Below are 14,941 nucleotides of genomic sequence, written 5' to 3'. Positions count from 1 at the left end.
TTTAGCTAATCGCTTGTTTAAATAACACCTTTGTTTTTATATCAAAATTTTGGGGCTAAACACTAAACTTCATTAATTTTTAAGGTGTTGATTTTACAGTTTTATTTTATCTCTTCAAAATTTGTTACGTTTAGGTCAGCTCATAAGTAATGAAATAACCCTGTGATTTTTCGGCAGGTTTTATATTCTGAAAACTATTTAAGGAGCGACAAATTGATTTAAAGGGATCTTATGTTAGACAATACATGGCTTCTACCCAATGAATGTGGTCAATGATGGTAAAGTCAAACCCTATATATGGCTGTATTCTGGTTTAAAACCTCAACTATTCTCTGTTAGAAAGTGGTATTGTTTTGAAGAAAAAAAATACTATACTTAGCTGGAAATATTAACGTATTTTTAACTTGAGACGTTTTTTAATTGCTATTGCTTGGGTTGTGATGATTGTTGTGTCTTTTGCGTCTTGTCGAAGTGATATTGATTTTAAAATAGAAGCGCAGCCTGCGGGCGAAGGGTTTAGTGCCTCTTTTTACGAAAGCTGGCAAGCAATTGATTCTAAGCACGGTGTATCAAATCAGCTTACAAGAAAGTTGTAAACCTAGGGTTATACCACCAACGGAAGGCACAGAGGTTAGGGGTTCGGTAATTATGCTCCACCGGCTTACTGCGTGCAATCAGCAATATTTTGATTGGGCAGAGTTACTGGCCAACTCCGGCTATTATGTCATACTGCCGGCGCTACCTTTTCACGGTTTGGCTGTGAACTCACAAGTTCAAATCAAAGAAGGTGCTTTACTAAGCAAAGACTCTGCAACATACGAAGAGTTTTCAAATGATATCGTGCGAATTGCACAAAATGCCCTGGGCCAAATAAAGTCATTATCGGGTTAAGTGTTGATGCTACCCAATTGAGTTTACTCTTCAAGTGCATTAAACAACTAAGCTCCTTAGATAGAACATCGAATTTTTCTAGTAGTTACGAGCAAATCGTAGACAAAAATGTTTTAAACGTTAGCACTCGCAAAGTCATCCTTTCAACGGTTAGATGTGTTAATTGTTGATGTACATATGCCAGGTTGTCCATGCGAAGACGTTGTTACACTTCTTCAAGAAAAGTTTCCAAATACCATGGTGTTATCAATAAGCGGATATGTGGAAAAAGAGAAAATCAATTGGGGATACCCTGTACTTAGAAAGCCATTTAGCTTTTCGGAGCTAAAACGGTTTATTGTAAAACATATTAAGTAAAGGTATCTCTAATTAAATATTAGCTGTGAACAGGCTTAGTCTATGGTTAAGCGAATGTTGCTAGTGGGTTGGCAACAGCAGGCTAACACTTCACCATCACCAACAAATGCAAGTGGTTCACCTTGAGGGTAGTTTACTTGGCCCTCATCAAGCGTTACACGACAAGCACCGCAGAATCCATCTCGGCAATGGAAGTGAACTTCTACATCCGCAGATTCTAAGCAATTTAGGATTGAACCATGTGATTCTAAGTAGGTGACAGAAATGTCACCTACCGAAATAGTGCAACCGTGTGCTTTGCCTACAGAGTTAGACATGGCGAGAAACGATTCGATTTATTTGACTATAAGTCAAAACCATCAAAGTCATCTGAACTTACTTCTGAATCTACTTGACCAACAAGGTAGCTAGAAATTTCACTTTCTTGAGGCGCAACCTGCACGTTATCACTAACTAGGTAAGCGTTCATCCAAGGTAATGGGTTACTTTTAACCTCAAACGGTGCATCAAAGCCAATAGCAACCATACGTTGGTTACTAATGTACTCAATGTATTGATTTAGAATTTCAGCGTTCAAACCAATCATTGAACCATCTTTAAATAGGTACTGTGCCCATTCTTTTTCTTGTTCAACAACGTCTAAGAAAATTTGCTTGCCTTGTTCCGCAAATTGCTCTGAAATTTCCTGCATTTCTGGATCATCTTTACCAGTAGCCCAGTTATTCAAAATGTGCTGTGTGCCTGTTAAATGCAATGCTTCATCACGAGCAATTAATTTGATGATTTTAGCGTTACCTTCTAGCAATTCTCGCTCGGCAAAAGCGAATGAACACGCAAAGCTGACATAAAAACGTATTGCTTCTAATGCATTTACTGAACAAATGGCCAGGTATAAACGTTCTTTTAGTTTGCGTAAATTAACTTCAATTGATTTACCATTAATCTCATAAGTACCTTCGCCTTGAGATTGTAATAATTGCGTCGTTAAAATCACATCGTCAAAGTATTTAGCAATGCTTGAGGCACGTTTCAAAATTGCCGGGTTAACAACAATATCATCAAATACTTCACTTGGATCCGTGAAGAGGTTGCGCAGAATGTGTGTATATGAGCGAGAGTGAATGGTTTCACTAAATGCCCATGTCTCAATCCAAGTTTCAACTTCTGGTAATGAAACAATTGGCAATAACACGGCATTTACTGAACGTGCCGCCATAGAATCTAAAAGCGTTTGATACTTTAGATTAGAAATAAAAATATGTCTTTCTGATGGTGTTAAAGATTGCCAGTCAGCTCTGTCTTTTGAAACGTCAACTTCTTCAGGACGCCAAAAAAATGATAACTGCTTTTCAATCAGTTTCTCAAAAGCCATAAAGCGTTGTTGGTCGTATCGAGATACGTTAACGCTGTTACCTAAAAACATAGGTTCAAGTAGGGCGTTATTTGGCTCTTGGTTAAACGTAGTGTATGCCATCATTTACTCCGGAAAAATTTACTTGGCGATTATTATTATTTTTTAAGCGAAATAGGGTGCTTCGACTTAAAACCGTAGCAATTAACATTACTACGGTTTTAACAGGTTATTAGATCTTACAAGCGCCGCCTTCACAGCCTTCATCTTCTTCCATTTGGCCGTCAGCTGCACCGTCGCGGGTGTTGTGGTAATACAAGGTTTTTACACCTAATTTATAAGCTTTTAGCAAGTCTTGAATGATTTGCTTAACAGGTACTTTACCACCTTCATATTTAGCTGGGTCGTAGTTTGTATTTGCTGAAATAGTTTGGTCAACAAATTTTTGCATGATACCAACAAGTTCTAAATAACCATCATTCGATGGGATATTCCATAACAGCTCATAATTATGCTTGAGCTTTTTGTATTCTGGAACAACTTGCTTTAATACGCCGTCTTTACTCGCTTTGATAGAAATTAAACCACGTGGTGGCTCAATACCATTTGTTGCGTTTGAGATTTGCGAAGACGTTTCAGAAGGCATTAATGCTGATACTGTTGAGTTACGAACACCATGCTCTTGAATGCTAGCACGTAAACCTTCCCAATCTAAGTGAAGAGGTTCTTCAGTAATTTTATCAACTTCTTTCTTGTATGTGTCAATTGGTAAAATACCTTGGCTTAACTTTGTTTCATCAAATTTAGGGCAAGCACCAAGCTCTTTAGCTAAGTTATTTGACGCTTTAAGCAAGTAATATTGAATTGCTTCAAACGTTCTATGTGTTAAGTTGTTCGCGCTACCATTTGAATAGAAAACGCCATTTTTAGCCAAGTAGTAAGCGTAGTTGATCACACCTATACCTAATGTTCTTCGACCCATTGTTGCGTTATGCGCAGCAGGAACAGGATAATCTTGGTAATCAAGTAGACTGTCTAATGCTCTAATTGCTAAATCAGCTAAACCTTCTAACTCGTCAAGAGATTCAATTGCACCCAAGTTAAACGCAGATAACGTACAAAGCGCAATTTCACCTTCTGGATCACTGACTTCGTTTAATGGCTTAGTAGGTAATGCTATCTCTAAACATAAGTTAGATTGACGAATAGGTGCCTTTTCTGCAATGAAAGGGCTATGCGTATTACAGTGGTCAACGTTTTGTAGATAGATACGACCTGTACTTGCGCGCTCTTGAGCGAACAAACTAAAGATTTCGATAGCTTTTATACGCTTTTTACGAATTGACTCGTCTTGTTCATATTTAACATAAAGCGCTTCAAACTTATCTTGGTCTTCGAAAAATGCATCATATAAGCCAGGCACATCGCTTGGGCTGAATAATGTAATAGACTCGCCTTTGATTAAGCGCTGATACATTAATTTGTTAAATTGCACACCGTAATCTAAGTGACGTACGCGGTTTTCTTCAACACCACGGTTATTCTTAAGTACAAGTAGACTTTCAACTTCAAGATGCCAAAGTGGATAGAATAGGGTAGCAGCGCCACCACGAACACCACCTTGTGAACAGCTTTTTACTGCTGTCTGGAAATGTTTGTAAAATGGAATACAACCAGTGTGAAAAGCTTCACCATCTCTAATTGCACTACCTAAAGCACGAATACGACCTGCGTTGATACCAATACCAGCTCGTTGAGAAACATATTTCACGATTGAACTAGAAGTAGCATTAATTGAGTCTAAGCTATCGCCACATTCAATTAACACACATGATGAGAACTGACGCGTAGGCGTTCTTACGCCAGCCATAATTGGCGTAGGTAACGAAATTTTGAACGTAGAAATAGCATCGTAAAAGCCTTTTACATAGTCAAGGCGAACGTCTTTTTCATACTTGGCAAATAAACAAGCCGCAACGAGTAAGTAAAGGAACTGAGCACTCTCATAAATTTCACCCGTTACACGGTTTTGAACCAGGTACTTACCTTCTAATTGCTTTACCGCAGCGTAACTAAAGTTTAAATCGCGTGAATGGTCTATAAAGCCTTCCATTGCTTCAAATTCTTCTTTTGAATAATCTTCTGTTAGGTGTTTATCGTATTTACCAAGCTCTACCATGTTTAATACGTGTTCGTATAATTTAGGCGGCTCAAATTTACCATAGGCTTTCTTACGTAAATGGAAAATCGCTAAACGGGCAGCTAAATACTGATAGTCTGGAGATTCTTCAGAAATTAAATCAGCAGCTGATTTAATAATCGTTTCATGAATATCTTCAGTCTTTATACCATCGTAAAACTGGATGTGAGATTTTAATTCTACTTGTGATACAGATACATCTTCTAGGTTTTCTGCAGCCCAAGCGATTACTTTGTGAATTTTTTCAAGATCTATGGCTTCTTTTTCGCCATTGCGTTTCGTTACGAAGAGGTTGCTATTCATGAAAGTCCTGTAAATCTTTTTTATTGTTGTTCTATTAAAGATTGCTAACTAGAAATCTACATAGTGTGGTTGGATATTTCTTAAACACAATATATAGGGCTTATTCAAATTATTATCACAAGATAATGGGGTTTGGTTAGCTTTGCAAGGGTAAAAAGATGACAATTTTTCACCTGTAAATGCAACTGGTCTTTCATGTTAGTAGTGACTAACTTAGCAAAAGCTTTCTTACGAGTAATTGTAAAAACGCAATGTTTATTTTTTTTATTTTACCAAGTTATAATTATTTAAATTACTTTAGCCTAACCGTTATGTGATTTTGTAATAAGAAAAATAAAATCCTTAAAAAAACAAACGATTAAACTTATTGTTTAGAGTTTGTTCGATCTGCGTTAAAAATAAACTGATGTAAATCTGTTGTCGATTTTGCCAAATAATCAGCCGACCAACTATCGCAATCTTTTAAGTCTTGAATGTAACCCCATCCGGCAATCACTGTTGTCATGTTTGCTCTGTTACCAGCTTCAATATCGCGCGGTGCATCACCAACGTATAAACAACGCTCTGGGCGAACGTTTAGTTCATTGCAGCAATAAAACATCGGCATTGGATCGGGTTTACGTTTAGTTAAGGAATCACCACCAATTGTTATTGCACTATAATCGAGAGCTTTATAATGAGGCGTTAAAATGTTTGTTAAACCAATGGGTTTATTCGTAATGATACCCCATGGGATATTAGCGTCTTGCAACGCTTGTAGCGTATCGGTTAAACCATCATATATAGTGGTGTACTTCGCAATATTATCTTCATAATAGGCAAGGAACTCTTGCCTCAGCACTTCATAGTCATAAGATGCTAATACGTCACCAAAGCCTAACGTTAGCAGGCCAAGAGCACCATCAGAGGCGATAGGACGATATATCTCTGGAGATATAAGCGGTAGCTCATATTTTCCTAGCATATAGTTTAACGCTGCGCCTAAGTCATCTGCGGTATCTAATATCGTGCCGTCTAAGTCAAATAGTACGGCATCATAGGTTGTGTTGTGACTCATCGTTTTTGGCAACATAAAATGTAATTTACATCTAGACCAGGTGCTAACTTATGGTTTTCTGTAATAGGGTTGTAATGAATGCCGGTGGCATCGATACATTTTAAACCATGCTTTTCAGCCCAAGCGATTAGGGTTGATGGACGGATGAAATTTTCATGGTGATGTGTGCCATCGGGAACAAGCTTAAGCAGTTTCTCTGCTGCGACAATAGCCAACAAATAACTCTTAATTGTTTTATTTAGTGTCGAGAAAAACACATAGCCGCCAGGCTTAACCATATCTGCACACGCTTTAATGATTGATTCTGGATCAGGCACATGTTCGAGCATTTCCATACAGGTCACAATATCGAAGGTCGCAGGTGCTTGTTGCGCTTTTGCTTCAGCGGTAATCTTTTGGTATTCAACTTGAGTCTTTGACTCTAATGCATGAAGTTTTGCTACATTCAATGGTTCTTCACCCATGTCGATACCCGTAACATTAGCACCTAATTTAGCAAGGCTCTCTGCTAAGATTCCACCACCACAACCAACATCGATAGTTACTTTCTCGAACAGCTCTCCAACGTGCTGAATAATAAATTGACGGCGTAGCGGGTTAATTTGGTGGAGTGGTTTAAAGTTACCTTCAAGATCCCACCATTCATGAGCAACTTCTTCAAATTTAGCAATTTCAGCTAAATCAACATTTACTTCTTTGGACATTATTTTTGGCTTATTTCATTATTATTAGGTAGATTCTAAACCAAAGATGTTTGCTCGCCTAGATAAGGGCAAATAAAAATAATAATAAAAAAGAAAAGAAGTACGCATGTCAAAAAATCATTTTAACCGTGTTATTGGTCGTTTTGGTGTTGCCGCTTTAGCAATTAATGGGCTAATCGGCGCGGGTATTTTTGCCTTGCCAGCCGCAGCAGCGGATATCGCAGGTTTATTTAGCCCATGGATGTTTGTGCTATGTAGTTTGCTGATGGCGACAATAATTATCTGTTTTGCACAATTGTCAACTGGCTTTGATGACAACGGTGGTCCTGTCGCTTATACCGAAAAAGCCTTTGGTCACCAGGTGGCTTTTCAAACGACTTGGCTATTATATGTTGGTCGCCTTACCGCACTAGCGGCAAATACTAATGCTTTGTTGTTTTATCTTTCACAGTTTATACCCGTTATTTCAGAGCCAATTTATAAGCAATTAGTGATGATCATTATTTTGTGTTTGCTTGGCCGAGTTAACATTGTCAGTGCTTTACGAGCAATGCGGTTTATTCAGGCGATTACCTTGCTCAAACTAATACCACTATTAATTTTTATTGTTTTTGGCTTTTCCTATTTAACGAATGATATTTTTTTCATCGAGAACGTTAATGATGTAAAAGATTTTGATGGTGCTTTGTTATTGCTGATCTACGCATATATTGGTTTTGAAGGTGCTGTTGTTCCTGCTGGAGAAACTAAAAACCCGAAACAAAAGATTGCAATTGCGCTTATCGGAACATTGCTCGCTACTAGTGTCATATACTTTTTTATTCAATGGACAAGTATAAGTGTATTGCCTGAATTAAGTGCAACGAATACGCCAATGTCAGATGTTGCTCAAGTAACCATGGGAGAGGTTGGTGTCTTGCTAATGACCTTATCTGCGGTTTTTTCTATTTCAGGAAACCTCACCGTAGTTATCTTTACTGCTTCTCGAATGACACAATCTTTAGCAAGCCTTGGGCAATTGCCTAAATGGTTTACTAAAACTCATGAACAACATCAAAGCCCGATAAACTCTACATACTTTTTGGTAATTGTCGCTGGCTTGTTAGCGATCACCGGTAGCTTTGTTTGGTTGGCCATTATTAGTAGCCTAGCTCGATTAATCGGCTTTATGATTTCAATTGGCGCGTTAATTAAACTCAAGAAAGAATATCAAGAGCAAGGTTTGTGGTTCCTGCCATTTGGTAGTGCAATTCCGTTACTATCTATGTTGATCTGTCTATGGTTGGCAACACAGGCAAGTATTAATAGTTGGCTGATGACACTGTTATTTATGGTATTTGGTTATGCTTTATTTCAGTGGAACAAAAGAGTAAAGTAATGGTCGGACGTGTTACTAGAACAAAAAGATCATTAAAATAATAAAGTAAGTTATGGGTGAGTTATGAAATCAATTGTTGACCAATTATCAACGTATAAAAGTGTACATTTAAATAAGAAAAATGTGAGAACACACTTTTTTGGTGTACCGCTGATCGTGATGTCTGTGATGGTATTAGTAAATATGCTAAATATCGAATGGAGCTCACAAACTAACGAAGTGGTGTTACCTGTCATGCCAATCGTCGCGTTATTGGTGGTTATTTATTACGTCATTCTTGATTTGAAAATAGGCTTGATTGCTACCTTGTTGTTTGCTCCAGTTTATTGGGCAGCAGTAAATATTAGTGTATTGCCAAATGCCGCGTGGATGGCTGTTGGCATCTTTGTTATCGGTTGGATCATTCAATTTGTAGGTCATGCCTATGAGAAAGCGAAACCTGCATTCGTTGACGATCTCAACCAATTGCTTATTGGGCCATTGTTTTTGGTTTCTGAAGTAGTTTTTGCACTTGGTATCAATGAAGAAATGGAAAAGGAAGTCACTGAAATAGCGCGTGATAAACGTCGTGCTTTTGAAAAAGCTAAATCAGCTTAATATTAGAAGTGGTGCAGAGCTTAATGAAAAGAAAGCTCTGCAAATTCTGTGTTATCAGTTTGTTCTGCCGGTAAAACTCTATCGCCAACCTTATTTAAGAAGTTCACCTTTCCCTCGCACACTGCAATAATTGATTTACCTTTTTTGTATGACTCAGGTAAAACCACACGACCACCTAAGCCTAGATCAAATGACTTTACATCATGCTTGATGACCAATGAGGCTTCTTCATAATAAATAACTGTAACTAATTGGCTCTGATTATGGACGCTCATATCTTATCCTTAGTATTTGACAGGGTTTATTTTAATGGTTGTTAAAAATTTGTTTATGACGCTAGTGTAGGTAATCAAGAGTCTAAGGTCTGTTGAAGTTTGTTAGATAAATGTTGCAACTTGTATCAAGTGATATTAGTTGATGAATAAGTGCTGAATTTGATGCTTTTGGTTGATTTTTAAACCATTAAATTTGTAATTGCTAAATAAATATATTTAATGAAATTGTCGCTTGTTAATTAAGTGAATTAAAACAGCCGTTTAGAGCTTGATAGTGGTGGTTTCATTAGGGGGTTGAAATACAAGCTCATCCAGTACAAAATGGTAGTCTATTTTGAGTATGGTCTAACACTTTTTTGTGTTAGTATGCATATCACATAAGATAATAAAAATTTCGAAATTTTTCAGTATTTAGGGATACCATCTATTTATGACCGATCTGGCAAAAGAGATTGTTCCAGTCAACATAGAAGATGAGCTGAAAAGCTCATATCTAGACTATGCAATGAGTGTAATCGTAGGTCGTGCGTTACCAGATGTACGTGACGGCTTAAAACCAGTACATAGACGCGTTCTATTCGCGATGAATGTATTAGGCAATGACTACAACAAACCTTATAAAAAATCTGCCCGTGTGGTTGGTGACGTAATCGGTAAGTATCACCCTCACGGTGATACAGCGGTATACGACACTATCGTTCGTATGGCTCAAGATTTCTCAATGCGCTACATGCTTGTAGATGGCCAAGGTAACTTTGGTTCTGTAGATGGTGATTCTGCAGCAGCAATGCGTTATACCGAAATTAGAATGAATAAAATCTCTCATTCTATTTTGGCGGATTTAGAAAAAGAAACCGTAGACTTCGTTCCTAACTATGACGGTACTGAACATATTCCAGCAGTAATGCCAACGCGTATACCTGCATTGTTAGTGAATGGTTCGTCAGGTATTGCGGTAGGTATGGCAACAAACATACCACCACATAATTTAACTGAAGTAATTAATGCGTCTTTAGCATTGATTGAAAATGACGAATTAACGATTGATGAGCTCATGGAATATATTCCAGGTCCTGATTTCCCAACCAAAGGGATCATTAGTGGCCGAGCAGGAATTCAAGAAGCTTATAAAACAGGTCGCGGTAAAATTAAAATCCGCGCACGTGCTGAAATTGAAGTCAATGAAAGCACGGGTAAAGAAACAATCGTCGTTCATGAACTTCCTTACCAAGTAAACAAAGCTCGTCTGATTGAAAAAATGGCAGAGCTTGTTAAAGAAAAACGTCTTGAAGGTATTTCTGCCTTACGTGATGAGTCTGATAAAGACGGCATGCGCATGGTTATTGAAGTTAAACGAGGTGACGTAGGCGAAGTTGTTTTAAATAACTTGTATAAACTTACACAAATGCAAGTGTCTTTTGGTTTAAATATGGTTGCCCTAGCCGACGGCCAACCTAAGTGTTTTAACCTAAAAGAAATGCTTGAAGCATTTTTACTTCACCGTCGCGAAGTTGTTACACGTCGTACAATTTTTGAATTACGTAAAGCACGTGATCGCGCGCATATCTTAGAAGGCTTATCAATCGCTTTAGCTAACATTGATCCAGTGATTGAATTAGTTAAGAACTCAGCTAACCGTAAAGAAGCTGAAGTGAAGTTGGTCTCTCAAGGTTGGGCATTAGGTAATGTAAGCGGCATGTTAGAAGCTGCTGGCAATGACGCAGCACGCCCAGAGTGGTTAGAGCCACAATACGGTATCCGTGACGGCTTATATTACTTAACACCAGAACAAGCAAAAGCCATAGTTGATTTACAGCTTTATAAGTTGTCAGGTATGGAACATGAAAAGATTCTAAGCGAGTACAAAGAGTTATTAGACTTAATTGCAGAGCTATTGCATATTTTGGCTAGTCCTGCACGCTTAATGGAAGTGATTAAAGAAGAATTAGAAGTTATTCGCAATGACTTTGGTGACGAGCGTCGTACAGAAATTACTAACTCTTCACATGATATTTCTTTAGAAGACTTAATTAACGAAGAAGACGTTGTCGTAACACTTTCACATGAAGGTTACGTTAAGTATCAAGCATTAACTGATTACGAAGCACAGCGTCGTGGTGGTAAGGGTAAAGCAGCAACGAAAATGAAAGATGAAGATTTCATCGAACGTTTATTAGTTGCAAATACCCACGATACCATTTTGTGTTTCTCAAATCGCGGTAAACTTTACTGGTTAAAAGTCTATCAGTTACCACTAGCGTCAAGAACAGCTCGTGGTCGACCGATTGTTAACTTATTACCATTAGAAGCTGATGAGCGAATTACCGCCATATTGCCAGTACGTGAGTATGAAGAAGACAAATACATCATCATGGCAACAGCGTCTGGTACAGTTAAGAAAACAGCATTAACTGCTTATAAGAACCAACGTGCAAACGGTATAATTGCCTTAAACCTGCGGGATGACGACACATTAATCGGTGTAGATATTACTAACGGTGAAAACGACATTATGTTGTTCTCAGATGAAGGTAAAGTTGTTCGCTTTAACGAGAAAAAACGTGATAGCGAAACCGGTGAAATTAAGATTGATCCTGAAACTGGCGAACAAATGTGGGCACTTAAGCCTATCGGTCGTACAGCAACAGGTGTTCGTGGTATGAAGCTTGAAGGTGACCAAAAGGTTGTTTCACTTATCGTACCTAAGAACGATGGCCCAATTCTAACGGTCACTGAAAATGGCTACGGTAAACGTACTGCCATTGATGAGTATCCTGCGAAGAGCCGAGCAACCAAAGGTGTTGTTTCTATCAAGGTAAGTGAGCGTAACGGTAAAGTTATTGGCGCGGTACAAGTTGAAGAAAACGACGAAATCATGATGATTACGGACAATGGCACGCTAGTTAGAACTCGTGTTAATGAAGTAAGTATTATCGGTCGTAACACACAAGGTGTTCGATTAATTCGTACTGCTGAAGACGAGCATGTAGTTGCACTTCAGCGTATTGATGAGATTGAAGAAGAAGAATTAATTGAAGGTGAAGTAGTAGAAGGCTCGGAAAATTCTGAGCAAACATCTGATTCACAAGATATAGCAGATTCTTCAGAAGAACTCACCGAAGGTGATGATTAATATCGTCTGAGCGAAATGCAAGAATGGGCGGTTTAACCGCCCATTTTTTTTGCCACGATAAAGTGAACTTGTTAGTGAAAACTTTTACTAAATAAGTCGATTATAAAATAGTGTAAATTATGTTTTTAGGTCAAATAATAGGCCTCTTTGTCGCATAAGCGAAGGCAGTATTGAAAAGTCTAATAACGATAAACAGAACAATAAAGTAAATGTAGAAAGGAAAGTAAATGTCTGGTGTATATAACTTTTGCGCAGGTCCGGCCATGTTGCCAACACCTGTCATGGCAAAAGCACAAAAAGAGTTGGTTAATTGGCAAGGGCTAGGGGTTTCTGTAATGGAGCTTAGCCATCGCAGTAAGCCTTTTATTGAAGTCGCAAATAAAGCTGAACAAGATTTACGTGACTTACTCAATGTACCCGACAATTATAACGTATTGTTTTGTCACGGTGGCGGGCGAGGACAATTCTCTGCAGTACCATTAAATTTATTACCGAAAGGCAAAAGTGCGGATTACGTCGTAACAGGCTCTTGGTCAAAATCTGCTGTAGCGGAAGCGTCGAATTATGGTGATATCAATGTTATCGATGCAAATGTTGATATCGAGGGTAAAAAGTCAGTATTGCCGCCTAAAGAATGGCATTTAGATCCAGAGGCCGCTTATGTGCATTACTGTCCGAATGAAACCGTTGACGGCATTGAAATGTTTGAAATACCAGAAACTAATGGCGTGCCGTTGGTTGCGGATATGTCTTCTACCATTTTATCTCATGAGATAGATGTGTCTAAATTTGGTGTGATTTACGCGGGTGCGCAAAAGAATATTGGCCCTTCTGGTTTAACCTTAGTGATTATTCGAGACGATTTATTAGGTCATGCCCGTAAAACTACACCTGCTATTTTAGACTACACACTCACCGCAGAAAAAGACTCTATGTTTAATACGCCACCAACCTATGCCTGGTATCTAGCGGGTTTGGTTTTTCAATGGCTAAAAACAATTGGCGGCGTGCCAGAAGTTGAAAAAATCAACCAACAAAAAGCAGATGCTCTTTATCAATTTATCGATCAAAGCAACTTTTATACTAATCACATTCAAGACGAGTTTCGTAGTCGTATGAACGTTCCTTTTTGGCTTAAAGATGAATCTCTCAATCAAGCCTTTTTAGCGCAAGCAGAAGCGTCGGGTTTACTCGCTTTAGCAGGCCACCGCAGTGTTGGTGGTATGAGAGCAAGTATATATAACGCTATGCCTTTAGAAGGTGTAAATGCACTAATAACATTTATGAAACGTTTTGAGCAGGAGAATTCATAACATGGAACAATTAACCTTAAATCCAATTGATAAAATAAACGGTGAAGTGTTTTTACCTGGTTCAAAAAGTTTGTCGAATCGTGCGTTGTTAATTGCCGCTTTAGCCAAAGGTACAACAACGATTACAAATTTATTGGTGAGTGATGACATCAATCACATGTTAAATGCGTTAAAACTATTAGGTGTTGAATATGTATTAAGCGACTGTGGTACAAAATGCACGGTGAGTGGAAACAATGGCTTTTTTAAAGCGCAAACACCACTAGAGCTATATCTTGGGAACGCAGGAACAGCAATGCGCCCGTTATGTGCTGCGTTAGCGGCAAGTGATGGTGAATTCATTTTAACGGGCGAACCACGAATGAAAGAGCGGCCGATTGGTCACCTTGTCAATGCGCTTAACCAGCTTAACGCTAATGTTGAATATATTGAAAATAAAGATTATCCACCCGTTAAGATCACCGGTACGCCTTTAGGCGGTGATAAAGTGTCAATTGATGGTTCAATTTCTAGTCAATTCTTAACGGCTATTTTGATGATTGCACCGTTACTTAAAAGCGATACTGAAATTGTCATTGAGGGCGAATTAGTTTCTAAACCTTATATAGATATTACGTTAAATATCATGGCGAGGTTTGGTGTCAACGTAACGAATAACAACTACCAGTCGTTTATTGTTACAGGAAACCAGACATACCTAGCAGTGGATAAATATATGGTGGAGGGTGACGCATCGTCAGCGTCATACTTTTTAGCCGCAGGTGCCATTAAAGGTGGAGAAGTCACGGTTCATGGTGTCGGTAAACTCAGCGTTCAAGGTGATAAACACTTTGCTGATGTGTTAGAAAAAATGGGCGCAGAAGTCACATGGCAAGATGAATCAATTACGGTTAAAGGCCAACCGTTGACTGCAGTTGATATGGATATGAATCATATACCAGACGCAGCGATGACCATTGCGACTACTGCGTTGTTTGCAAAAGGCACCACGAGCATTCGTAATATTTATAATTGGCGAGTAAAAGAAACTGATCGTTTGTCAGCTATGGCGACAGAGCTAAGGAAAGTAGGGGCTGTAGTAGAGGAAGGCGAAGATTATATTTCAGTGACCCCGCCAAATACGTTAACGCATGCGGCTATTGATACATATAACGATCACCGTGTAGCAATGTGTTTCTCATTAGTCGCACTCAGTGATACGCCTGTTACGATTAACGATCCTAAATGTACGGCAAAAACATTCCCAGACTACTTTGATAAACTCGCTCAGGTATCTCAATAAACAGCAATCGTTCATTGAACTAATTAATCAACATTTTCGTATTGGCTTTTCAATAGTTTTTTAAAAAAAGCCAATATGCGCCGAACTTGCCATTTCATTG

General features: G+C 38.5%; 13 protein-coding genes. 7 read left to right on the top strand and 6 right to left on the bottom strand.

The window, feature by feature from the left end; genetic code table 11:
- Window positions 1-404 precede the first annotated feature (404 nt).
- Window positions 405-596 (top strand): hypothetical protein, encoded by a 192-nt coding sequence (locus QQK02_RS07190; protein WP_284207302.1) that lies wholly within the window; start codon window positions 405-407, stop codon window positions 594-596.
- Window positions 597-648: 52 nt separating this feature from the next.
- On the top strand, window positions 649-891 hold the full coding sequence (locus QQK02_RS07185; protein WP_284207301.1) for a hypothetical protein: 243 nt from the start codon (window positions 649-651) through the stop codon (window positions 889-891).
- A 392-nt stretch (window positions 892-1,283) separates the two neighbouring features.
- Here QQK02_RS07185 and yfaE read toward each other — a convergent pair whose 3' ends face one another.
- From yfaE to ubiG, 5 genes are all read right to left on the bottom strand, one after another.
- On the bottom strand, window positions 1,284-1,565 hold the full coding sequence (gene yfaE / locus QQK02_RS07180; RefSeq protein WP_284207300.1) for a class I ribonucleotide reductase maintenance protein YfaE: 282 nt from the start codon (window positions 1,563-1,565) through the stop codon (window positions 1,284-1,286).
- Window positions 1,566-1,591: 26 nt separating this feature from the next.
- Window positions 1,592-2,722: a class Ia ribonucleoside-diphosphate reductase subunit beta gene (nrdB, locus tag QQK02_RS07175; protein ID WP_284207353.1), complete on the bottom strand. Its 1,131-nt coding sequence runs from the start codon at window positions 2,720-2,722 to the stop codon at window positions 1,592-1,594.
- A gap of 109 nt (window positions 2,723-2,831) precedes the next feature.
- Window positions 2,832-5,102, bottom strand: a complete 2,271-nt coding sequence (gene nrdA / locus QQK02_RS07170) for a class 1a ribonucleoside-diphosphate reductase subunit alpha (protein ID WP_284207299.1) — start codon at window positions 5,100-5,102, stop codon at window positions 2,832-2,834.
- A gap of 364 nt (window positions 5,103-5,466) precedes the next feature.
- Window positions 5,467-6,159 (bottom strand): HAD family hydrolase, encoded by a 693-nt coding sequence (locus QQK02_RS07165; protein WP_284207298.1) that lies wholly within the window; start codon window positions 6,157-6,159, stop codon window positions 5,467-5,469.
- A complete protein-coding gene (gene ubiG / locus QQK02_RS07160; RefSeq protein WP_284207297.1) occupies window positions 6,156-6,863 on the bottom strand; it encodes a bifunctional 2-polyprenyl-6-hydroxyphenol methylase/3-demethylubiquinol 3-O-methyltransferase UbiG in 708 nt (235 codons plus the stop codon). Before ubiG ends, QQK02_RS07165 begins: the two co-directional genes overlap by 4 nt.
- Window positions 6,864-6,969: 106 nt before the next feature.
- Here ubiG and QQK02_RS07155 point away from each other — a divergent pair, with 106 nt between their 5' ends.
- Together QQK02_RS07155 and QQK02_RS07150 are read left to right on the top strand one after the other, a co-directional pair.
- Window positions 6,970-8,241, top strand: a complete 1,272-nt coding sequence (locus QQK02_RS07155) for an APC family permease (protein ID WP_284207296.1) — start codon at window positions 6,970-6,972, stop codon at window positions 8,239-8,241.
- Between the two features lie 63 nt (window positions 8,242-8,304).
- On the top strand, window positions 8,305-8,838 hold the full coding sequence (locus QQK02_RS07150; RefSeq protein WP_284207295.1) for an Mpo1 family 2-hydroxy fatty acid dioxygenase: 534 nt from the start codon (window positions 8,305-8,307) through the stop codon (window positions 8,836-8,838).
- 20 nt (window positions 8,839-8,858) lie between these two features.
- Here QQK02_RS07150 and QQK02_RS07145 read toward each other — a convergent pair whose 3' ends face one another.
- A complete protein-coding gene (locus QQK02_RS07145; protein WP_284207294.1) occupies window positions 8,859-9,113 on the bottom strand; it encodes a TIGR02922 family protein in 255 nt (84 codons plus the stop codon).
- A gap of 430 nt (window positions 9,114-9,543) precedes the next feature.
- Between QQK02_RS07145 and gyrA the strand changes: the two genes are divergently transcribed.
- The 3 genes from gyrA to aroA all read left to right on the top strand — a co-directional run bounded on the left by gyrA (window position 9,544) and on the right by aroA (window position 14,841).
- Window positions 9,544-12,246 (top strand): DNA topoisomerase (ATP-hydrolyzing) subunit A, encoded by a 2,703-nt coding sequence (gene gyrA, locus QQK02_RS07140; RefSeq protein ID WP_284207293.1) that lies wholly within the window; start codon window positions 9,544-9,546, stop codon window positions 12,244-12,246.
- A gap of 227 nt (window positions 12,247-12,473) precedes the next feature.
- Complete coding sequence (serC, locus tag QQK02_RS07135; protein WP_284207292.1) at window positions 12,474-13,559, top strand: 3-phosphoserine/phosphohydroxythreonine transaminase; 1,086 nt, start codon at window positions 12,474-12,476, stop codon at window positions 13,557-13,559.
- Window position 13,560: 1 nt separating this feature from the next.
- On the top strand, window positions 13,561-14,841 hold the full coding sequence (aroA, locus tag QQK02_RS07130) for a 3-phosphoshikimate 1-carboxyvinyltransferase (protein ID WP_284207290.1): 1,281 nt from the start codon (window positions 13,561-13,563) through the stop codon (window positions 14,839-14,841).
- Window positions 14,842-14,941 lie beyond the last annotated feature (100 nt).

The sequence above is a fragment of the Thalassotalea eurytherma genome, assembly GCF_030161415.1.
Taxonomy (GTDB): Bacteria; Pseudomonadota; Gammaproteobacteria; order Enterobacterales; family Alteromonadaceae; genus Thalassotalea_G; species Thalassotalea_G eurytherma.
This window is presented reverse-complemented; position numbering and strand designations above follow the sequence as displayed.

Bases quoted from the DNA above. Each gene is read 5' to 3' on its own strand.
- nrdB (WP_284207353.1), bottom strand. From the start codon at position 2,722: ATGGCATACACTACGTTTAACCAAGAGCCAAATAACGCCCTACTTGAA.
- QQK02_RS07150 (WP_284207295.1), top strand. From the start codon at position 8,305: ATGAAATCAATTGTTGACCAATTATCAACGTATAAAAGTGTACATTTA.
- aroA (WP_284207290.1), top strand. From the start codon at position 13,561: ATGGAACAATTAACCTTAAATCCAATTGATAAAATAAACGGTGAAGTG.
- serC (WP_284207292.1), top strand. From the start codon at position 12,474: ATGTCTGGTGTATATAACTTTTGCGCAGGTCCGGCCATGTTGCCAACA.
- QQK02_RS07145 (WP_284207294.1), bottom strand. From the start codon at position 9,113: ATGAGCGTCCATAATCAGAGCCAATTAGTTACAGTTATTTATTATGAA.
- yfaE (WP_284207300.1), bottom strand. From the start codon at position 1,565: ATGTCTAACTCTGTAGGCAAAGCACACGGTTGCACTATTTCGGTAGGT.
- ubiG (WP_284207297.1), bottom strand. From the start codon at position 6,863: ATGTCCAAAGAAGTAAATGTTGATTTAGCTGAAATTGCTAAATTTGAA.
- QQK02_RS07155 (WP_284207296.1), top strand. From the start codon at position 6,970: ATGTCAAAAAATCATTTTAACCGTGTTATTGGTCGTTTTGGTGTTGCC.
- QQK02_RS07185 (WP_284207301.1), top strand. From the start codon at position 649: ATGCTCCACCGGCTTACTGCGTGCAATCAGCAATATTTTGATTGGGCA.
- QQK02_RS07165 (WP_284207298.1), bottom strand. From the start codon at position 6,159: ATGAGTCACAACACAACCTATGATGCCGTACTATTTGACTTAGACGGC.
- nrdA (WP_284207299.1), bottom strand. From the start codon at position 5,102: ATGAATAGCAACCTCTTCGTAACGAAACGCAATGGCGAAAAAGAAGCC.
- gyrA (WP_284207293.1), top strand. From the start codon at position 9,544: ATGACCGATCTGGCAAAAGAGATTGTTCCAGTCAACATAGAAGATGAG.